22 protein-coding genes are annotated in these 18,525 nt (G+C 37.4%); 17 read left to right on the top strand and 5 right to left on the bottom strand.

What is annotated here, in order from left to right; genetic code table 11:
• The first annotated feature begins 59 nt into the window (after window positions 1-59).
• The 8 genes from IRB79_RS16520 to IRB79_RS16485 all read left to right on the top strand — a co-directional run bounded on the left by IRB79_RS16520 (window position 60) and on the right by IRB79_RS16485 (window position 6,654).
• Window positions 60-401 carry a metal-sensitive transcriptional regulator gene (locus tag IRB79_RS16520; protein ID WP_243509490.1) on the top strand — a complete coding sequence of 114 codons (342 nt, stop codon included), beginning with the start codon at window positions 60-62 and terminating at the stop codon, window positions 399-401.
• Between the two features lie 16 nt (window positions 402-417).
• A complete protein-coding gene (gene copZ / locus IRB79_RS16515; RefSeq protein WP_243503521.1) occupies window positions 418-624 on the top strand; it encodes a copper chaperone CopZ in 207 nt (68 codons plus the stop codon).
• 98 nt (window positions 625-722) lie between these two features.
• Window positions 723-962 (top strand): copper chaperone CopZ, encoded by a 240-nt coding sequence (gene copZ / locus IRB79_RS16510; RefSeq protein ID WP_243503520.1) that lies wholly within the window; start codon window positions 723-725, stop codon window positions 960-962.
• Window positions 963-1,053: 91 nt separating this feature from the next.
• A complete protein-coding gene (locus IRB79_RS16505; RefSeq protein ID WP_243503519.1) occupies window positions 1,054-3,474 on the top strand; it encodes a heavy metal translocating P-type ATPase in 2,421 nt (806 codons plus the stop codon).
• 28 nt (window positions 3,475-3,502) lie between these two features.
• Entirely contained in the window at window positions 3,503-4,378 is an 876-nt protein-coding gene (locus IRB79_RS16500) for a hypothetical protein (RefSeq protein ID WP_243503518.1), read from the top strand.
• A 25-nt stretch (window positions 4,379-4,403) separates the two neighbouring features.
• Window positions 4,404-4,739 (top strand): (2Fe-2S) ferredoxin domain-containing protein, encoded by a 336-nt coding sequence (locus tag IRB79_RS16495; protein WP_243503517.1) that lies wholly within the window; start codon window positions 4,404-4,406, stop codon window positions 4,737-4,739.
• A 154-nt stretch (window positions 4,740-4,893) separates the two neighbouring features.
• A complete protein-coding gene (locus IRB79_RS16490) occupies window positions 4,894-5,412 on the top strand; it encodes a YfiT family bacillithiol transferase (protein ID WP_243503516.1) in 519 nt (172 codons plus the stop codon).
• 306 nt (window positions 5,413-5,718) lie between these two features.
• On the top strand, window positions 5,719-6,654 hold the full coding sequence (locus IRB79_RS16485; protein ID WP_243503515.1) for a transporter substrate-binding domain-containing protein: 936 nt from the start codon (window positions 5,719-5,721) through the stop codon (window positions 6,652-6,654).
• 130 nt (window positions 6,655-6,784) lie between these two features.
• Here the strand turns inward: IRB79_RS16485 and IRB79_RS28225 are convergent, their stop codons facing one another.
• On the bottom strand, window positions 6,785-7,060 hold the full coding sequence (locus tag IRB79_RS28225; RefSeq protein WP_431833390.1) for an HYR domain-containing protein: 276 nt from the start codon (window positions 7,058-7,060) through the stop codon (window positions 6,785-6,787).
• A gap of 463 nt (window positions 7,061-7,523) precedes the next feature.
• Between IRB79_RS28225 and IRB79_RS16480 the strand changes: the two genes are divergently transcribed.
• The 3 genes from IRB79_RS16480 to IRB79_RS16470 all read left to right on the top strand — a co-directional run bounded on the left by IRB79_RS16480 (window position 7,524) and on the right by IRB79_RS16470 (window position 10,396).
• The gene (locus IRB79_RS16480) at window positions 7,524-8,705 is read left to right on the top strand and encodes a styrene monooxygenase/indole monooxygenase family protein (protein WP_243503514.1); all 1,182 of its coding nucleotides are present in this window, start codon (window positions 7,524-7,526) and stop codon (window positions 8,703-8,705) included.
• Window positions 8,706-9,091: 386 nt separating this feature from the next.
• Window positions 9,092-9,841: an SAM-dependent methyltransferase gene (locus IRB79_RS16475; RefSeq protein ID WP_243503513.1), complete on the top strand. Its 750-nt coding sequence runs from the start codon at window positions 9,092-9,094 to the stop codon at window positions 9,839-9,841.
• A 171-nt stretch (window positions 9,842-10,012) separates the two neighbouring features.
• Complete coding sequence (locus IRB79_RS16470; protein WP_243503512.1) at window positions 10,013-10,396, top strand: VOC family protein; 384 nt, start codon at window positions 10,013-10,015, stop codon at window positions 10,394-10,396.
• Window positions 10,397-11,006: 610 nt separating this feature from the next.
• On the opposite strand, the gene IRB79_RS16465 is transcribed toward IRB79_RS16470, so the two are convergent.
• The 3 genes from IRB79_RS16465 to IRB79_RS16455 all read right to left on the bottom strand — a co-directional run bounded on the left by IRB79_RS16465 (window position 11,007) and on the right by IRB79_RS16455 (window position 13,314).
• Complete coding sequence (locus tag IRB79_RS16465) at window positions 11,007-12,110, bottom strand: GerAB/ArcD/ProY family transporter (RefSeq protein WP_243509488.1); 1,104 nt, start codon at window positions 12,108-12,110, stop codon at window positions 11,007-11,009.
• A 63-nt stretch (window positions 12,111-12,173) separates the two neighbouring features.
• Complete coding sequence (locus tag IRB79_RS16460; protein ID WP_243503511.1) at window positions 12,174-12,497, bottom strand: spore germination protein; 324 nt, start codon at window positions 12,495-12,497, stop codon at window positions 12,174-12,176.
• A gap of 340 nt (window positions 12,498-12,837) precedes the next feature.
• Window positions 12,838-13,314, bottom strand: a complete 477-nt coding sequence (locus IRB79_RS16455) for a hypothetical protein (RefSeq protein ID WP_243503510.1) — start codon at window positions 13,312-13,314, stop codon at window positions 12,838-12,840.
• Window positions 13,315-13,405: 91 nt separating this feature from the next.
• On the opposite strand from IRB79_RS16455, the gene IRB79_RS16450 reads away from it, so the two are divergent.
• Window positions 13,406-13,771 carry a hypothetical protein gene (locus tag IRB79_RS16450; protein ID WP_243503509.1) on the top strand — a complete coding sequence of 122 codons (366 nt, stop codon included), beginning with the start codon at window positions 13,406-13,408 and terminating at the stop codon, window positions 13,769-13,771.
• Window positions 13,772-14,136: 365 nt separating this feature from the next.
• On the opposite strand, the gene IRB79_RS16445 is transcribed toward IRB79_RS16450, so the two are convergent.
• A complete protein-coding gene (locus IRB79_RS16445; protein ID WP_243503508.1) occupies window positions 14,137-14,490 on the bottom strand; it encodes a DoxX family protein in 354 nt (117 codons plus the stop codon).
• A gap of 112 nt (window positions 14,491-14,602) precedes the next feature.
• On the opposite strand from IRB79_RS16445, the gene IRB79_RS16440 reads away from it, so the two are divergent.
• The 5 genes from IRB79_RS16440 to IRB79_RS16420 all read left to right on the top strand — a co-directional run bounded on the left by IRB79_RS16440 (window position 14,603) and on the right by IRB79_RS16420 (window position 18,502).
• Window positions 14,603-15,310 (top strand): Crp/Fnr family transcriptional regulator, encoded by a 708-nt coding sequence (locus IRB79_RS16440; protein WP_243503507.1) that lies wholly within the window; start codon window positions 14,603-14,605, stop codon window positions 15,308-15,310.
• Between the two features lie 415 nt (window positions 15,311-15,725).
• Complete coding sequence (locus IRB79_RS16435; protein WP_243503506.1) at window positions 15,726-15,962, top strand: DUF896 domain-containing protein; 237 nt, start codon at window positions 15,726-15,728, stop codon at window positions 15,960-15,962.
• Between the two features lie 195 nt (window positions 15,963-16,157).
• Window positions 16,158-16,556, top strand: a complete 399-nt coding sequence (locus IRB79_RS16430) for a DoxX family protein (protein WP_243503505.1) — start codon at window positions 16,158-16,160, stop codon at window positions 16,554-16,556.
• Between the two features lie 378 nt (window positions 16,557-16,934).
• On the top strand, window positions 16,935-17,873 hold the full coding sequence (locus tag IRB79_RS16425) for a ring-cleaving dioxygenase (RefSeq protein ID WP_243503504.1): 939 nt from the start codon (window positions 16,935-16,937) through the stop codon (window positions 17,871-17,873).
• 20 nt (window positions 17,874-17,893) lie between these two features.
• On the top strand, window positions 17,894-18,502 hold the full coding sequence (locus IRB79_RS16420) for a flavin reductase family protein (protein ID WP_243503503.1): 609 nt from the start codon (window positions 17,894-17,896) through the stop codon (window positions 18,500-18,502).
• Window positions 18,503-18,525 lie beyond the last annotated feature (23 nt).

Below are 18,525 nucleotides of genomic sequence, written 5' to 3'. Positions count from 1 at the left end.
CCCTTCACATACTATGGAGGGGTATAGTATTATGTGATTAAGGAGGTGAGGCAATGTCGATGAATTCAGAAAATCTTGATGAAATTGTTGAAATCGATCAATGCTGCTCATCAGACGGTGAAAGAAAAAGCCACCACTCAGATAAAGTAAAGAATAACTTAACAACAAGATTAAATCGAATTGAAGGGCAAATTCGAGGAATAAAAGGGTTAATTGAAAAAGATACGTACTGTGATGATGTTATTACTCAAATATCTGCAACTCAATCTGCTTTAAATAGTGTTGCTCGAATTTTACTTGAAGGGCATATGAAGACATGTGTTCTAGAGAAAATTGAAGAAGGAGATACGGAGATCTTGGATGAGGTAATGGTAACCATTCAAAAATTAATGAAAAAGTAAAAGGGGACGATACGATATGGAAAAAATGACTCTAAACGTAAAAGGTATGTCATGTGGCCATTGTATTAATTCAATTGAAGGTAGTGTAGGCGAATTAGCCGGAGTTACCAATGTTAAAGTAAACTTGGATTCAGGAACTGTAAATGTGGAATTTAACCCAAATGAAGTTACTCTTGATAAAATCAAAGAAATAATTGACGATCAAGGTTATGATGTTCAATAAAATTGAGTAAAGAATGTGTAAATAAAGCACGATTTCTTTACACATTAAATATACCATACCTAGGTATAGTAATAAAATTAGAAAAAGGAGAGTATAGAATGGAGAATGTAATATTAATTGTTAAAGGAATGTCGTGTGGGCATTGTGTGAATTCCATTGAAGGAAACGTAGGAAAATTAAATGGTGTTCATGTTGTAAAGGTTTACTTAAATGATGAAAAAGTAGATGTATTATTTGATTCAAAGATGATTGCCTTAGAGGAAATCACTGACGTTATAGAAGATCAAGGTTATGATGTAGCATTGAGTAAATCGGCTAAAGATCAAAGCTGTCACTAAGGAGTTGAAAAAACGTGCTGTCACGCCCAGCACGTTTTATTCCCCTCAAAATATACCCAACTATAGTATGTGGTGATAGGAGTGTAAAATAATGAGCGATAAAAGAGAAACAACACTTCAAATAGCTGGCATGACGTGTGCTGCTTGTGCAGTGAGAATAGAAAAAGGTCTCAAAAAAGTAGATGGTGTAGAGGATGCGAGCGTAAATTTCGCATTAGAAAAATCAAAAGTAACATTTGATCCGTCTAAAGCAAATGTAAATCAATTGAAAGAAAAAGTGCAGTCTTTAGGATATAAAGTAATGAGTGAGAAAGCTGAATTTGATATAAGTGGCATGACGTGTGCAGCGTGTGCTAATAAAATTGAAAAACGTTTGAATAAGTTAAATGGTGTCCAAACCGCAACTGTAAACTTCGCCTTAGAATCAGGCCTTGTAGAATACAATCCTGATGAAGTTTCGGTCTCAGATATGAAGGAGGCCATTGAAAAATTGGGTTATCGCTTGGAACAAAAGCAAGAATCTAAAGGCGAAAAAGTGGATCATAGACAAAAAGAAATTAAAAAGCAAAAAGGAAAATTTATTTTCTCCGCTATTTTATCCATCCCTTTACTTTGGGCGATGGTCAGTCATTTTGAATTTACTTCTTTCATTTGGCTGCCAGAAATGTTCATGAATCCTTGGGTTCAACTCGCGCTTGCGACTCCAGTTCAATTTTTAGTCGGCGGTCAATTTTACGTAGGTGCTTATAAAGCATTAAGGAATAAAAGTGCAAACATGGATGTTTTGGTTGCGCTTGGCACCTCTGCAGCTTATTTCTACAGTATCTACTTGAGTATTTTATCAATAGGCTCTGAAGCACATATGGTGGAATTGTACTTTGAAACAAGTGCAGTGTTAATTACTCTTATTATATTAGGTAAACTGTTTGAAGCAAAAGCAAAGGGACGTTCATCTGAAGCTATTAAAAAGCTTATGGGCTTACAGGCGAAAACAGCCACAGTATTAAGAGAAGGGAAAGAATTGAAATTACCAATTGAAGAGGTAATCGCTGGTGATATCGTATATGTGAAACCAGGTGAAAAGGTACCTGTAGATGGAGTGATTTTTGAAGGAAGATCTGCTCTTGATGAGTCAATGATTACAGGTGAAAGTATTCCAGTCGATAAAACAGTTGGAGATTTAGTCATAGGATCAACCATTAACAAGAACGGATTTTTAAAGGTAAAAGCAACAAAGGTAGGAAAAGATACTGCCTTAGCTCAAATCATCAAAGTAGTCGAAGAAGCTCAAGGATCAAAAGCACCAATCCAACGTTTAGCCGATGTTATCTCAGGAATTTTTGTCCCAATTGTCGTTGGGATCGCTATTGTGACATTTCTGGTTTGGTACTTTGTTGTAAGTCCCGGAGAGTTTGCAGTAGCTCTTGAAAAATTAATTGCCGTGTTAGTTATCGCATGTCCATGTGCACTGGGCCTAGCTACTCCTACGTCAATTATGGCAGGGTCAGGCCGAGCCGCTGAATATGGAATTTTGTTTAAAGGCGGGGAGCATCTTGAAACGACTCATCGATTGGATACAGTGATCCTTGATAAAACTGGAACTGTAACAAATGGAAAACCAACACTTACAGATGTTATTCTCTCAAATGGATTTGAAGAAAAGGAATTTTTAAAGTTAGTCGGTTCCGCAGAAAGAAATTCTGAACATCCGTTAGCTGAGGCCATTGTTGAGGGCATTAAAGAAAAAGGTATTGAGCTGGGGAGCTCTGAACATTTTGAAGCTATTCCTGGCTTTGGAATCGAATCTATAGTTGAAAGTAAATCCTTGCTTATCGGAACGCGCCGACTTATGGAGAGAAATAACATTGATGTTGGAAACCTATTACCTAAGATGGAGAACTTAGAAATGCAAGGTAAGACAGCAATGCTAGTCGCAATCGATCATCAATTTGCTGGAGTGATTGCAGTCGCAGACACAATAAAAGAGACCTCTCAAAAAGCAATTGAAAGGTTAAAAAATATGGGTCTAGAGGTTGTGATGATTACTGGAGATAACAAGCAGACAGCTCAAGCAATTGCAAATGAGGTCGGAATTGACCATGTAATAGCAGAAGTTCTGCCAGAAGGAAAGGCAGAGGAAGTTAAAAAGCTTCAAAAAGCCGGAAAGAAAGTGGCGATGGTTGGCGACGGTATTAACGATGCACCAGCGTTAGCGACTGCAGATATTGGCATGGCAATCGGTACTGGTACTGATGTAGCAATGGAGGCTGCTGATATCACCTTAATCAGAGGAGACTTAAATAGTATTGCCGATGCTATCTTTATGAGTAAAATGACTATTCGAAATATCAAGCAAAATCTATTTTGGGCATTTGCTTATAATACTTTAGGAGTTCCAATTGCGGCACTAGGCTTTCTGGCACCATGGCTTGCAGGAGTAGCAATGGCATTTAGTTCAGTTTCGGTTGTTTTAAACGCACTCAGATTACAAAGGATTAAGTTAAAAACATAATTTATCAATTAAAAAGAGGAGTGTTTTTATGAAACAAAAAAGCATGTTGACCTGGGCGATTTCAGCCATTGTTTATCTCGGGTTAGTCATTGGAAGCTATACTGTGTATGCAAGCTTGGATGGCAGTAACGATCACACGGATAGCCATGAGTCAGCAAATGGTAATAAGGAAAAGTCTATTAATGAGCAAGCGCATAATAACGATAATCATGCTAGCCATGGAAGTGATGGCAAGGAATCAGAGCATTCTGATCATGGAGATCAATCCGAAAGTGAAGTGGTCACAAACGTAAAATATGAAAATGGTTTTATAAATATAGATGTGAAGGATAAAGATCAAAATTCTCCTGAATTAGAAATTTCACATGAAAAGATTATGCATCTAATTATTGTAAGTGCAGACTTAGAAGATTATTACCATTTGCATCCTGAGGAAAAAGGAAATGGTGTATATACTCTGAAATTCGACCTGGCTGAAAACTCTTATAAATCGTTTGTTGATATTAAACCAAAAAACCTTGCCTATCAAATTAGTCCGATCAAGCTGCATGTGGGGAAAGGTCATGGCCAACATGAGGAAGATTCGCTGAAGACTGATACAAATTTAACAAAAACAATCAATGGAAAGACTGTTGAATTAACAACTTCAGGGCTAGGAATAAACAAAGATGTTACGTTAAACTTTGATACAAATGGGATTACACCAGAGCCCTACCTGGGGGCTTTAGGACATGTCGTAATTTTAGATGAAAAGGGTGAGAAATTTGTTCATGTGCACCCTGCATCAGAAGAAAAGACACAATTTGATACAAAATTTGATAAACCTGGGATCTACAAAGTGTGGGGAGAATTTAAATTTGATGGTAAAGTCAATAGCTATCCATTTGTTATAGAGGTCAAATAAAAAGGAAGCAAAAAGGGGAATTTTTATGAACTTGGATGGGGTTAGCAAACATCTATTAATTTGCAACGGGAAAACATGCATGAAAAATGGAGCAGAAGAAGTAACGGAAACCATTAGGGGAGAATTGAAAAATTTAGGTCTGCATAGGGAGATTCACACAACAAAAACATTATGCAACGGTCAATGCAAGCATGGTCCGATTGCTGTTCTATATCCACAAGGAACCTGGTATAAAGAAATGAATAAAACAAAAAGTGAAGAACTTATTCTTCAATTGAAAGGAGAAAGAAATAATAATTTAGGCTCTGAACTTTACTACCATGATGGGAAAACCTTTAAGAACCATGAAAGTGAACTGTAACACCTTCACTTAGTCGCCAACGACCAGCACAGAGTCTTCCATACAGCAGATTGTTATGTAATTTTGTTCAATACTATACCGAATTGCACAGGTGTTATTTATTACTCATATATAGACAATGCCCATTTAGTAAGTATTGAAAGGAGTCGTTTGAATGGATTTACGTTATCCGATTGGAAAGTTTAAATATGAAGGTGAGCCTACAACCGAAGTATTAGATAAGTGGATAATAGAGATTGAAGAACTTCCATTACAATTAACAGAAGCTGTGGAGGGTTTAAGAGATGAGCATTTAGATACAGCTTATCGCTCTGAAGGGTGGACCATTCGTCAAGTGGTCCATCATATTGCCGACAGCCATTTAAATAGCTACTCTCGTTTTAAGTTAGCCCTAACAGAAAACAATCCCACCATTAAACTGTATGAAGAAGGGAAATGGGCTGAGCTCCCTGATTCGAAGTTACCAATAGACATTTCATTAAAACTAATAGAAGCTTTACACAGCAGATGGGTTTGTCTGTTACGTTCTATGAAATCAGATGATCTAGGGAAGACTTTCCAACACCCAGAATCAGGTGTTGGAAAGTTAGGTATTAATATTGGGATCTACGCTTGGCACGGGCGACATCATGTTGCGCATATTACTTCTACTCGAGATCGATTAGATTGGTAATGTGATAATTTACTATATAATTGCTCAAAAAGTTTACCTAAATAACCCCAATTTCAAATTAATTTTCTCCATTAAAAGGCGCTTTTCTGTAACAAGGAAAGTGCTTCTTTACATTTTAGGACCATTAGCGGAATACCAGGTGCATAATTAACTTGGCTAAGGGCCGAACGTTATTGTGTTTAAATAACATAGGGGCTATTTTCCTCGTATATAAGAACTGTTTTATTGAAAATTCAGAAAACAAATTTACTTTATGTACCTTCCTAAAGATAATAGACATAACCAATTGAATAGGAGGGAAACAGTTTGCAAAAAAAAGTACTCATCGTGTTTGCTCTTTTTGCACTATTGATTACCGGAGGGACAAGCCTGTCGCTTGCCGACAGCCAAACCGAACAGCTTGAGTTAAACGGAAAGACGTTAAGAACGGTTACTGTAAATGAAAAACCTTATGTATCAGTGAAACAGGTGGCCGAGGCTGCAGGAGGGTATGTAGATAAAAAGGCCAATACATTCGTCATTGGCTCAAGGCTCGACCATATTTTAAAGAAAGGTGTGATTCGGGTAGGTACAACTGGTGACTATAAGCCATTTACGTACTTTAATCCGAAAACAAAAGAGTTTGAAGGCTATGATATCGAAGCGGCTAAATTAATGGCAGCAGACCTTGGGGTCAAGATCACTTTCGTTAAAACTTCCTGGCCAACCTTAATGGAGGACCTCCATAAAAATAAGTTTGATATAGCGGTTGGCGGGATAAGCCGCAATACCGATCGGCAAAAAACAGCACACTTAACGCATCCTTATATTAATGACGGAAAGGCTCCTTTAATCCGACAGGAAGATAAGGAGAAATATACAAGCTTGGAAGCGATTGACCAGCCAGATGTCACCATCGGTGTAAACCCAGGGGGAACCAACCAAAAATTCGTGAATGCCAACATTACAGAGGCAAAGGTTGTCGTAATCGAAAACAATCTGGATATTCCGAACATGGTTGCTGAAGAAAAAGTAGACGTGATGATTACCGACAGCATTGAGGCCATCTACTATGCAAGCCAGGATTCCAGGCTTTATGCGGCTCTGACGGACAATACGTTCACGAAGAGCCAGAAAGGCTACCTTATGCATCGCGGGGATGCGGTATTCCAGAACTGGGTCAATCTCTGGATGGAGGAGATGGAGCTCAATGGAGAATTTGACCGACTAAAAGAAAAATGGATTTACAATAAGGGAGAATAATAGAAAAGATAGGCCAGACTTCTATTTCCTATGCCAACAACTTTTTAGATTTAGCCGTGTAAATTCTATTAGAAAAAGAGATGACAGAAAAAAACGGGTGGTTTTGCAGCAAAATACTACAGGTTTAACTTCAGCTGTGATTGTGGCTGCCAGTACTTCTTCGACGGCATCTTCTGCTAAAAAACCGGCAAGGATCAACAGTTACTGTCACTCTAAACGTACAAGTGCAGGTATTTCCATTAGCATCGGTTGCGGTACAAGTGACAGTTGTCGTACCGGAAGGAAAGAAAGAACCAGATTCTGGTGTACACACAGCCGTAACACCAGGAGAATTGTTGATTATGGCAGGTTCTGGAAAATTGACAAATCTCGTCGAACATACATTGGCTTGTATTTCCGGTAGCATCTGTCGCTGTATAAGTCACCGTGGGTATGGTCAATGTATGTAAAATAATGGTAGATAAATTCGTATAATACAAATTAACGCTTTCATAAACCTGGTTAGAAAAGTGTCCAAACCCTTGGTATATATGGGATTGGGCATTTTTTATTTATATCATATTTAACGTTAAGAAGGATTAACGCTTGTTTTATGAATTAATGCTTATTTTGAAGTGCTTCTTTAGCTACAAGGGGTCACAATTTTTCTATGCATAGATCCGCACATCAGTTTTGTCATACACAATTATTCAATTAAAGGGCCAGATTGTGGAAAAAGTGATCGTTTACCTTAGACATCAATAATATGGAAATTAAATAAATCGACGCATTTACATCACTCTTTGTTTTATTTAGACTATAAAAGTCAGAAAATTACCAATGTTATTTCACCTTCTTTACGTCTACCAAATAACAAAGGGGAGAGAATCTTGAGAAAGAAAATATGTATTATAGGCAGTGGCACTGCAGGTATACAGCTGGCTTATTCTCTTAAAGAAGAATTTGATGTGACTGTTATACACTCAAACTCTTCGGATAAGATCCGAAATGGACGAATTATGTCTACCCAGGTACACTTTGGCTCAACAAGAACCCGAGAAAATCGCTTTAAAATGCCAAAATGGGAAGATAAAACTCTTCTTAAAAGTATCCATATGACGATTGGTAATCAAAAACTCTTTGTTGGAAAGCTAAAGGAGCCAGCATTATCTGTTGACCAGCGTTTCTACTTTTCATACTGTTTGAAGGATCTTGAAGACAAGGGTGTCTCTTTCCGGCTTTTAAGAGTAAATAAAGATCAGCTAGAAAGTTTGGCAGATGAGTTTGATTTAATGATTGATTGTACTGGAAAATCGGGCCCTCTCTTTCCATTTCCACTTGAAAAGGAGCTTTCTCCTTTCCAAGTGCCTCAACGAAAATGTATCGTTGGTTATTTTTTGGGGGTAAAGCCAAATAATCCTCTTGGCGTAAGCGTAACAGTTCTGCCTGAAATAGGTGAAATGTTTGAGATTCCTGCAATCACACAACACGGTCCTGTTACTATATTGTTCATTATGGCAATTCCAGACAGAGAGTTAGATGTATTTAAAGAAATTAAGCACGGAAAAGAATTTACAAATCAAATGAAAAATGTAACACGAAAATATTTCCAAGACATCCACGAACGTATCGAACAAGATATCTTTGCTCTTTCCGATGATAATGCCTTCCTTCAAGTTGCCATTAAGCCTGTAATTAGAAAACCTTATGCAACCTTTAAAAATAAACTAGTAGTTGGTTGTGGAGATAGTGTTTTTCTTAATGATCCGATTACTGGCCAAGGCTGTAATCTTTCTTCTTATTGTGCTGAACAATTGTACGAAACTTTGATTCAATATAGAAATTCTAACTGGGACATCCAACTTGGAGAGACATATTGGGATCGAACAAAAACATTTGTAAAAGAAGTAACAGAATGGACAAATGCAATGACTCAGGTACTGCCTCAGCATGTTGTTCAAATCCTGTTAGCGGGTTCAGAAAATCAAAAGATCGCAGATGAAGTGGCAGAATGGTTTGCGGATCCGCGAAAAGCTTATGAAGCTTTTTTTCAACCATCTAATCTACATTAAGAACAGAACAAAATAAAAGTGATATGACAGCCCCTATTTTAAATGTACCTACATTTAGTCTGTTTAAAGAAGACTGGAATATCAGAAAAAAATCATTAAATATTGATTTATATTAACTCTAGAAAATGATTTTTCTTGTATTCCTCAAACTAAAGAGAAATTCAATATAGAAAGTAAAAATTATAATTAGTGGTTGAACGAGTAAATTTGTAATTTTCTTATTAATGTTCAATAGGCCGTAAAAAAATAATCTTTTCTTGTTTAGCAATCGGGCGCTTGTCTTGAACAAGGATAAGCGCTTATTTTCCATTTAAGGGCCAGATAATTGAATAAGCCTTACTTTTACAATATGGTAGAGGTAAATAAAATAAGTCACTGGAGGTAATATGGATAGAAACAGATATTCAGCAATAGCACATCAAAACCATACTTTTTATAATCCGATTAATCCAACAAAGATAGACAAAGTTATTGAGTTACTTGCTTTAAAAGATAATGACAAAGTAATTGATATAGGTGCTGGGAAAGGTGAAATTCTTCTTCGGATTATTGAAAGGTACAGATCTAAATGTATTGCTATTGAGAAATATAGTGATTTCACAGAACAACTTCAAGTAAATGCTAAAAATAGAGGGGTTTTAAAGAATATTGAAATCATTACAGAAGATGCAAAAGTAGCAATTAAGACAATAAATGAGAAGTTTAATGTAGCGATTTGTATTGGTTCAACTCACGCATTAGGCGGATTGCATGAAACGTTGGATACGCTGAGGAAGTGTGTAAATAAGGGTGGATATGTGCTCATTGGTGAAGGCTACTGGAAGCAACAGCCAAGTAAAGAATATTTGGAGGCGCTCGGAGGAGCAGAAGAATCCGAATTACGAAGCCACTTTGAAAATGTAAAGGTTGGAGAAAAACTAGGCCTAATTCCACTCTGGTCTTACACTACTAACGACGATGAATGGGATGAATATGAGTGGCTTTATGCTATGTCCATTGAGAATTATTGCTACGAACATCCTGATGATCCAGATCGCGATGCGATGTTACAAAAGATCCGAACGTGGAGAAATACATATCTGAAATGGGGCAGAGATACCCTTGGATTTGGGATATATCTTTTTAGGAATATGTAAACTTCAATTAGAGGGCGCATTCCGGAGCAAGGATAGCGTACTTTTTGCGTTAAAGGGCCATATTTGTTGAATAAGAGAAGGGATTAATCGTAAATAAATCGAAGTTAACCAGAAGATGTTATTTAGTTGAGTATCAAGAAATACTACTCAACATTAAGGAGGAAAGCGATTATGAGTGATACACAGACATTACGAGGACTCACCACAGTTAGTTTTTGGACGGATGATCTAACAGCGGCAAAGAAGTGGTACACCGAGGTATTGGGCATCGAACCATACTTCGAACGTCCAGGATATGCCGAGTTTCGCATCGGCGACTATCAGCACGAGCTCGGCCTGATCGATAGCAGCTACGCGCCCGATGGTTCAGCGACCGGCCTTGCCGGCGCTATAGTGTACTGGCACGTCGACGATGTAACAGGAACTTTCAAGAAGCTGCTGTCTATGGGAGCGAAAGAGTACGAGGCACCCACAGAGCGTGGCGAGGGGTTCATCACTGCTTCCGTGGTCGATCCCTTTGGGAACATCCTAGGCATTATGTACAATAAGCACTAATTGGAGGTTCTGGGTTCGACCAGAAAAGTGTAACCCTAGCCGTCGGCATTCACAGTGGACTGAGGCTTGGAAAGCAGCACTGTGGGGTGTAGCAATTATCTGTGCAGTGGCTGTCTCAATTTATATTATGCTTACACTAACTATTCGGTATTCAACTACTATTCTGAAGACAAAAAGCACAAGAAAAGTGAAAAGGTAAAAAAAGGGCTTTACGAGGTAATATTAGTAAAAGGACTATTCCAGAATAGGGCGCGATTGTTGAGCAACACAGGTAGAAAATGATCAAACTTTTTTATAAAAATCGTCCTGGTGAAATATTTAAAGAGCCTGTTTTGATCAATCTTTTTTTCAAAAGCAGGCTCTTTATATTTGGAAAATCAACATTATTAGACGTGTTTTTGATCAATCTTTTTTCTAACCTAACAGGGATACCTTCAATAGGATTTGATTTTCAAAAAAAAGCTAAAAGAAGTTACTTGTGTATTCCATTAAATAAGTAAAAGAGTAAAACGTACCTCTTACAGTTGTGTGCATACATATATATTATCAATTATCTCCTTTTCCACACATCCGGCAAGCAGCAGAACCATACACATTAAGATAAGCCTTTTCATTTCTTTTTCACCTTCTTTTTTACCCTCTTGGCAATCATGATGGCGGCAAAGAGCAAGGGGATATAAATGAATGTAAAGCCAAACCCTATTTTCCCAAAATAGTCATTAACCATACTAATCTTTTCGTGCGTATTAATAAAGTTAATCAATAATAATAAAGCACTGACAACAAAAAACACTCCGATTTTTTGTCTAATATTAAAGATTCTCTTGATAAGTCTAGAAGAAATCCAAATGGCAATACACACATTCGGAAGCATAATTAAGTTCCAGTTTGCAATTCCAATATATTCGAAACGTTCCACAAAAGGCATTTCAACAATTTTCCACAGGGTCAAAGTGGGCCAGACCTGTTTAGCAAGCAGATCTTCCGAATAATAGGCAAATGTAATGACTGCTAAAAAAGTATATATCAAGGTGGTGGTTAAAACAGCAAGGTGGGCCCACTTTTTGGATTTCTTTGGTTCTTTTATAAAAGGATAAATGAACGGAACAATCTCAAACCCGATGAAGGTAAGCGACATATTATAGGAACCGATGAGAAGTTCCTTAACTGAATGATCCCAAATAGGGAGGAGATTATAGAAATTTGAGAATTTAATGGCCCAGCCAAATGTCAGAAGGAGATAAGCCGGCAATACCAGGCCGAAAAAGGCTATACCGACTACCGTTCTGAATCCTCCAAAAATGATATAAGTACAGAGAATCATGAATCCTAAGGAGAACCAGAAAGTGCTAAGCTCCGGAAACATCCACACTTGAATGACCTCGATAAATGTTCGTACTATAGCTAAGACGTACAAAAAAAAGTAGCCTATGAAAATGGAGCTGATTGCCTTGCCGATCAAATTGCCTGTAAGGTACTTATGGGCTGTCACAAAATCTCCATCAACCGTTTCGGCAATTTTATAAATCATCCAAATGATGACATGTATGCATCCCCCGGCAAACAGGATGGAAATCCAGGCATCATAGCCTGCATCCTTTGCGATGACTCTCTGATAGCCAAGAACCCCAATGCCAATTTGCATGGACATAATTAAATAAAACACTAGAAATGGGGATATCTTCAATCTGTCTGGTATTGGCTGTTCTTGTATCTGGTTCACCTCCGTTTCATGATTGGTAACTGGCTGCTGTAAAACTGCGTTCCCGCTCCCGCTTTATTCATCAATATCCTTTTTCTCTAGTGCTTTTTTCTTGCTAAAGCGGATAGGATTTTTAGTTCGCAAAAAGAGCGGCCTCTTGGATTGCATTTGAAATGGAAGCCTGATAATCGCATCTTTCATATCTGTAACCCTTGGCGGATATAAATGCTTAAGTTCTGTTTCAATCGTCAGAATGACGTAGCCATTTAAAATTTTTTGTTCGATTAATGAAGGGTCATCACAAATCTGCACATCTGCAACAGGTACAAGCTGTTTAATGTCCTCGATTTCCCGGAATTCCTCTTCCAGAAGATATGGGAGAATACCATCCTGGATCATATTTTCATCAATTAAAGTGGAAAGTGGCTATGAAAGTAAGCCCAAAGCGCACATTTGTTTCTTGGTTGTAGTAAAAAATTTTCTTAAAGTCTTTGGATTTAATAAAGGATTTTTCCCATACCTAATGCTGGACATCCTCTTTAATCCGTTTTTTTTCAACCAGAAAGGCGCAGGCCAAACCAATGATGAATGTGCGGAATCTACTGCTTCGTACAGTCTGTGGAGCAGGGGTATCGCTATTGTGAAGCCAACGTGAACAATTCTTCGACTCGGAAATCTCCATGTTTTCATTTACTTCGCTTTCCTTCTCCAATGAAGGGGACGTAAAGTCAGTTCTTGGTCATTTATTCGCTTTGGGTTGTTTCAACACTTCGTCCTGCCACAATTGATACAGATAGATGATGAACGCAAAACCGACCATCATAGCAACAATAGCTATTGTAGACAAAGTCGATTCACTCGAAACAAGCCCCATCCGTTGCCATACCGGGTAAACGATGTACATAAATAATCCGTCCAAAAGTATATTGACTGTCAAATACATCCAAAATTTCCCGAAAGTAAAGCTGAATACCCAGATAACTATAACTAAATATGCTCCATACACCCAAGGAACCGGGACGACTTTATCCCACCCGAACAGACTGGAACCTGTCTCTTTCCACCATCCGTAATGGTAAGCCGCTTGATATGCCAAGGTATGAATAACGGTCATAAATAGAGCGACCGGCATGTACCTGCGTACAGTATCCATTTTCAAAAAGAACAAGGATGCCCAAGGCAATATCAAGAGTGACCAGAGAATAATCTGTTTCATGTCATTAAAACCCCACATTAGTTTTATGTGTAGTGTACTCTCGGTTCATATATTTATTCGATTATCCGATAAAAGTATCTGAAACACCGACTTGGTTAAGCAGAATAACATTCCGATTGGAATAATGTTTGCGGTTGGTTACAATTTCTTTAGATGCTTAAAGGAAGGTTTAAATCATAAGACAGCAACCATATGGTATTCTGATAGCGTTAATTTATTTCCAGAATTAACAGAACGTTTCAGACCAGCAAATTTATCAAAGTGGACTGATTTTAAGTTTGCAATTAAAGCAGATTTGGAAGCTTATGAAAAACCATACTATCGATTTCCTGTGTTTAGTGATAAAGTATTAGTTTTTAACCTAGAAAATCAAGTGATTTATTTGCTTATTTTGAAGATAGATATGATGGTGGCAAAGGGCGTTTTGTTGAAGGCTTACCCTCAAAAGAAGATTTAATGAAACTTTATTGGGCATGTATGAGAACTCTTGATGAGTTTTTGAAAAACAAGCCTTATAATAACCCTGAACTATATATTTTTGAACAAGTTGCAGCAAAGCTAATTAACTATATTGAGTAAATTCTCGTCGCATTTAAGCAATGCGGTGGTTTGGAAATGAAAAAGCCATGTCTCAGAAAACACTTATATACAATTGAGGAATAAGAGAAACTGCACTTTGGTAAAACAGTTGCCTTTACCTTCGAGTAAACAATAGCCCGTTTTTTTATTAGAAGCGGGCTATTTATTTTATGTAAGCCTAAGGCTCCCATAATAGAGCACGTTTTGTGCATGTAACATATGTAATTGCATAGCTATTCTCAACTATTTAACAATTTGAATAAAGGTGATTACGATAGCTAAAGTAAGCATAGTTAAAGCATTTAACCCCATAATCGGTCTATGTTTGGCTCTTAAGAAGTGAGCATGTAAAGCACCAAGCATAAGAATAATAATTAGGGATCCTGAAAGCAAAATAAATTTAGGAAGCCAAAATCCTATGATCAATCCACCTACGCTCAAACTTTCCAAGAAAGCAGTTAATTGCATAAACCATAGGGGGTAACGATATTCGCTCCAGTGCTTAACCATTGACTTGGTACGTGTTAATTTCATCGAAATGGATATTGCGAAAATCAAAATTAAAATAATTTGAATGGTCATAGTTATAACATCCACACAGTTTCCTCCTTTTGTATAATAGACGTAGCTGCTATATATAAATTCTAGACTTAATAGTTTAGTGAGTATGTAGTCTGGACTACATTCGGCAAAATTTTGGGAGGGCTATATGGATAAAATTAAGTATTTATCGAGAATACAGCTTTTTGGGGATCTGGACTTGGAAGAATTAAAGAAATATGAATCAGTCACACCCATGAAAGTGGTGAAAAAAGGTACCATTATTAGTTCTCCTCATATGAATCAAAAGATATTGTATTTAATCAAATCGGGTAAAGTTCGTTTGTATAGATTAACTGAAAGCGGGAAAGAGTTTACAGTTGATATTTTAGAAACTGGGCATGTGTTTGGAGAGATTGGTACGTTTACAACAGGTTCTGAAAATTTATATGCTGAGGCATGGGAAGATTCTGTTATTTGCAGAATAGATAGAGTGCAGTTTGAAAAAATAATACGTGAAAATCCAAGTATTTCATTAAAGCTTCTTGAATTAATCTCCAGCCGTTTAAAGGAAGTCGAAGAGTTATTAGAGTATATGGCATATAGCAGTGCAAGAAAACGGCTTTTATTCCTGTTAAATAAACTTACAGAAAAGTTTGGGAATAAATTGTCAAAAAGCAGTCCGGGAGATTGGATTGCACTTGATATTCACATCACTCATCAAGAGTTAGCAATGATGATGGGCAGTATCCGTGAAACAGTGTCAGCACTTTTAAATGAATTGAATGCAGAAGGAATTGTACGCAAAGCAGGTAGGCGAGGAACCATGGAAGTTCATAGTGTACGCCTAAAATGTGCATTAAAAGAGGAAGGATAAAAATCAGCACTTATTACAGAGTGCATTAGTGCTGCATTTTCCCCGAATATTTATTAGTAAACAAACGGGGCATTATAGCTAATAAGACATTTTCCACAAAAAAGTGAGTACTTAAATTATATAGGAGAGGAAATCAAACGATTATAGATTTGAAGACAAGTAGTGTGCGTTTTACACGACGATTTATCACTTTTTTGTAAAACAGCTAATGTTCATTTTAAGGAAGCCGAGTTTAAAGTTGTCTATGCAAAACTACAATTAAAATACACGCTAAATATCTCCAAGATGAAAAATTACCATCTGAATAATCAAGAGAAGAGTGTTGACATATTTAATAATATATATTATCTTTAATTCAAGATATTTGATTTCGAGATATTATTATTCGAATTATTACTTGAAAGGAGTAAGTCTTATGCATGAAATTTTAAAAAGAATAAATGAACTCGCAGTTAAAAGAAAGACGGAAGGCTTAACACAAGTTGAAAGTGCAGAAATAGTCAATTTGCGCAGTCAATATATACAAGAATTTCGCGGATCTATAGAAGAGCTGCTATTAAACACAACCATCATTGATCCTATAGGAGATGATGTAACTCCGGAAAAATTAAAAAGAGCCCAAGCAAGACATAAAGTTAAGCCCATATGGTAAACCATATTTTATCGTGAAAGCGGGCAGCAGTTACAAAGGGAAACAAAACATTCATCAATTTAATTGATATGTTTAGATCATTAAATGCAGAGGAAATGAGGCATTAGTTCAACTTCTCGAAAAGGTAAGAAAAAGTCAATAAATTTTTATATATTATCTCGAATTCGAGATAATTAAAACTAGGAGGAATTAAAAATGATGGACTTAGGTTTATTAATTATTAGGCTGGTAATTGGCGTATTATTCATTGGTCACGGTGCTCAAAAATTGTTTGGGTGGTTTGGGGGGCATGGATTAAAGGGAACCGGAGGCTGGTTTGATTCCATTGGGATGAAGCCGGGAGTAATGATGGCCCTTTCCGCAGGATTAGCAGAACTAATCGGGGGAATTTTGTTTGCATTAGGATTTTTAACACCTCTCGCAGCATTAATGATTGCAGGAACTATGATAATGGCAATCGTAAAGGTGCATGGTCCAAATGGTTTATGGGCAACATCTAATGGATATGAATATAACTTAACTTTAATCTCTGTAGCCATTGGTATCGCATTAATTGGCCCAGGCCGATATGCATTGGATTTCTTTTTATTCTAAACTATCTCGAATTAAAAATTCTTTAAATTAATCTTTTCGTTAATCTTTGTTCCTTTTCAGCTTCTATATCCATTGTATAACTGAATTGATAGCAGGGAAGGGTATCTGACTGTTCGGTAGAGAATAGTGGAGCCCCACGTGCTAAAGGGGCTCTCATCCTCACCGATGGAAAACTTACTGCTCACAGCCGGCAAAATTTATAAGTAAAACAACAATGCCTGAATACTTGTGTTTGTTCTAAACTCTGATGAAGATTTCATTATAACTATTTAGCGGAATAAAAAGCAAAGATGACAGCAGAACAATTACCTGGGTATCATAAGCATGTCAGTGATTACAGAATATAATCAATCCAATTTTAAAAGGAGTGAGGAAAATATGGGTAAAAAAACAATGGGGATTCATCATATAACTGCAATCGTAGGCCATCCTCAAGAGAATGTAGATTTCTATGCCGGAGTTTTAGGATTGCGTTTAGTCAAGCAAACGGTCAATTTTGACGATCCAGGCACTTATCACCTTTACTTTGGAAATGAGGGCGGCAAGCCAGGAACAATCATTACTTTCTTTCCTTGGGCAGGTGCCCGTCAAGGGGTTATTGGCGATGGCCAGGTAGGAGTTACTTCGTATGTCGTTCCGGCAGGCGCCATGAAGTTTTGGGAAGAAAGGCTTGAAAAATTTAAAGTTCCTTATACAAAAATGGAACGTTTCGGAGAGCAATATATGGAATTTGACGATCCTCATGGACTACATTTGGAGATTGTTGAAAGAGAAGAAGGGGAAGTAAATTCCTGGACTTTCGGGGAGGTTACCCCTGAAGAAGCTATAAAAGGATTCGGTGGAGCAACTCTCTTATCAACTCAGCCAGCGAAGACGGCTGATCTGCTGGAAAACATTATGGGACTTGAAGTTGTAGGTCAGGAAGGAGATTTTATCCGTTACCGATCTTCTGCTGATATTGGAAATATCATCGATCTTAAATTAACTCCAATTGGACGGGGGCGAATGGGTGTGGGAACCGTCCATCATATTGCCTGGAGGGCTATTGATGATCAGGATCAATTGGATTGGCAAAAGTATGTTGCCGATAATGGATATGGGGTTACACCAGTTCAAGACCGAAACTACTTTAATGCTATCTATTTTAGGGAACATGGGGAAATTTTATTTGAAATTGCTACTGATCCTCCAGGGTTTGCCCATGATGAATCCCAGGAAACAATGGGCGGGAAATTAATGCTGCCTGAACAATATGAGCCACAAAGGGATAAGATAGAAAGTGTTCTGCTTCCGTTTACAGTAAGAGAATTGGATTAAATTTGGAGGTGATGCCCGCTATGCTTTCAATTGACCCAACTGACAATAGTGAAAGAGAAAATTACAAATTTTTAATAGGAAGCATCATACCAAGGCCGATTGCTTTTGTAACAACTATCTCAAATGAAGGTGTATTGAATGGGGCACCATTCAGTTATTTCAATATCGTAACATCAAATCCCCCAATGATATCCTTGGCGATTCAAAGAAATGAAGGAACACAGAAGGATACGGCCAGAAATATTATCAGCACAAAGGAATTTGTTGTTCATATTGTCGATGAGGAGAATGTAGAAAATATAAATAAGACAGCAGCAGCTCTGCCTCCTGATCAAAGTGAAATAGAATTAGCACAATTAACTCCGACTGAAAGTACGAAAATTTCCGTGCCTGGTGTGATGGAAGCGAAAATCCGTATGGAGTGTACCTTGGAACAATCGCTTTCATTAGGGGGTACGGATACTCCTGGCTGTGATCTTATTATTGGAAAAGTTGTTCAATTTCATATTGATGAAAACATCTATGAAAAAGGAAGAATTGATCCAAGGGGGCTCGCTGCAGTGAGCCGTTTAGCTGGCATCCATTATGCAAAGATTGGCGAACTGTTTTCTATCGAAAGACCCAAGTAGAATTTAAGTCACTCTTAAAGAAG

Source organism: Cytobacillus oceanisediminis (assembly GCF_022811925.1).
Classification (GTDB): domain Bacteria; phylum Bacillota; class Bacilli; order Bacillales; family Cytobacillaceae; genus Cytobacillus; species Cytobacillus oceanisediminis_D.
The sequence above is the reverse complement of the archived record's forward strand: the minus strand, read 5'-3'. Positions and strand labels throughout refer to the sequence as shown.

What these genes read in the sequence shown, in the direction of transcription:
- IRB79_RS16520 (WP_243509490.1), top strand. Translation starts at nt 60, where the DNA reads ATGAATTCAGAAAATCTTGATGAAATTGTTGAAATCGATCAATGCTGC.
- copZ (WP_243503521.1), top strand. Translation starts at nt 418, where the DNA reads ATGGAAAAAATGACTCTAAACGTAAAAGGTATGTCATGTGGCCATTGT.
- copZ (WP_243503520.1), top strand. Translation starts at nt 723, where the DNA reads ATGGAGAATGTAATATTAATTGTTAAAGGAATGTCGTGTGGGCATTGT.
- IRB79_RS16505 (WP_243503519.1), top strand. Translation starts at nt 1,054, where the DNA reads ATGAGCGATAAAAGAGAAACAACACTTCAAATAGCTGGCATGACGTGT.
- IRB79_RS16500 (WP_243503518.1), top strand. Translation starts at nt 3,503, where the DNA reads ATGAAACAAAAAAGCATGTTGACCTGGGCGATTTCAGCCATTGTTTAT.
- IRB79_RS16495 (WP_243503517.1), top strand. Translation starts at nt 4,404, where the DNA reads ATGAACTTGGATGGGGTTAGCAAACATCTATTAATTTGCAACGGGAAA.
- IRB79_RS16490 (WP_243503516.1), top strand. Translation starts at nt 4,894, where the DNA reads ATGGATTTACGTTATCCGATTGGAAAGTTTAAATATGAAGGTGAGCCT.
- IRB79_RS28225 (WP_431833390.1), bottom strand. Translation starts at nt 7,060, where the DNA reads ATGCTACCGGAAATACAAGCCAATGTATGTTCGACGAGATTTGTCAAT.
- IRB79_RS16475 (WP_243503513.1), top strand. Translation starts at nt 9,092, where the DNA reads ATGGATAGAAACAGATATTCAGCAATAGCACATCAAAACCATACTTTT.
- IRB79_RS16470 (WP_243503512.1), top strand. Translation starts at nt 10,013, where the DNA reads ATGAGTGATACACAGACATTACGAGGACTCACCACAGTTAGTTTTTGG.
- IRB79_RS16460 (WP_243503511.1), bottom strand. Translation starts at nt 12,497, where the DNA reads ATGATCCAGGATGGTATTCTCCCATATCTTCTGGAAGAGGAATTCCGG.
- IRB79_RS16455 (WP_243503510.1), bottom strand. Translation starts at nt 13,314, where the DNA reads ATGAAACAGATTATTCTCTGGTCACTCTTGATATTGCCTTGGGCATCC.
- IRB79_RS16440 (WP_243503507.1), top strand. Translation starts at nt 14,603, where the DNA reads ATGGATAAAATTAAGTATTTATCGAGAATACAGCTTTTTGGGGATCTG.
- IRB79_RS16435 (WP_243503506.1), top strand. Translation starts at nt 15,726, where the DNA reads ATGCATGAAATTTTAAAAAGAATAAATGAACTCGCAGTTAAAAGAAAG.
- IRB79_RS16430 (WP_243503505.1), top strand. Translation starts at nt 16,158, where the DNA reads ATGATGGACTTAGGTTTATTAATTATTAGGCTGGTAATTGGCGTATTA.
- IRB79_RS16425 (WP_243503504.1), top strand. Translation starts at nt 16,935, where the DNA reads ATGGGTAAAAAAACAATGGGGATTCATCATATAACTGCAATCGTAGGC.
- IRB79_RS16420 (WP_243503503.1), top strand. Translation starts at nt 17,894, where the DNA reads ATGCTTTCAATTGACCCAACTGACAATAGTGAAAGAGAAAATTACAAA.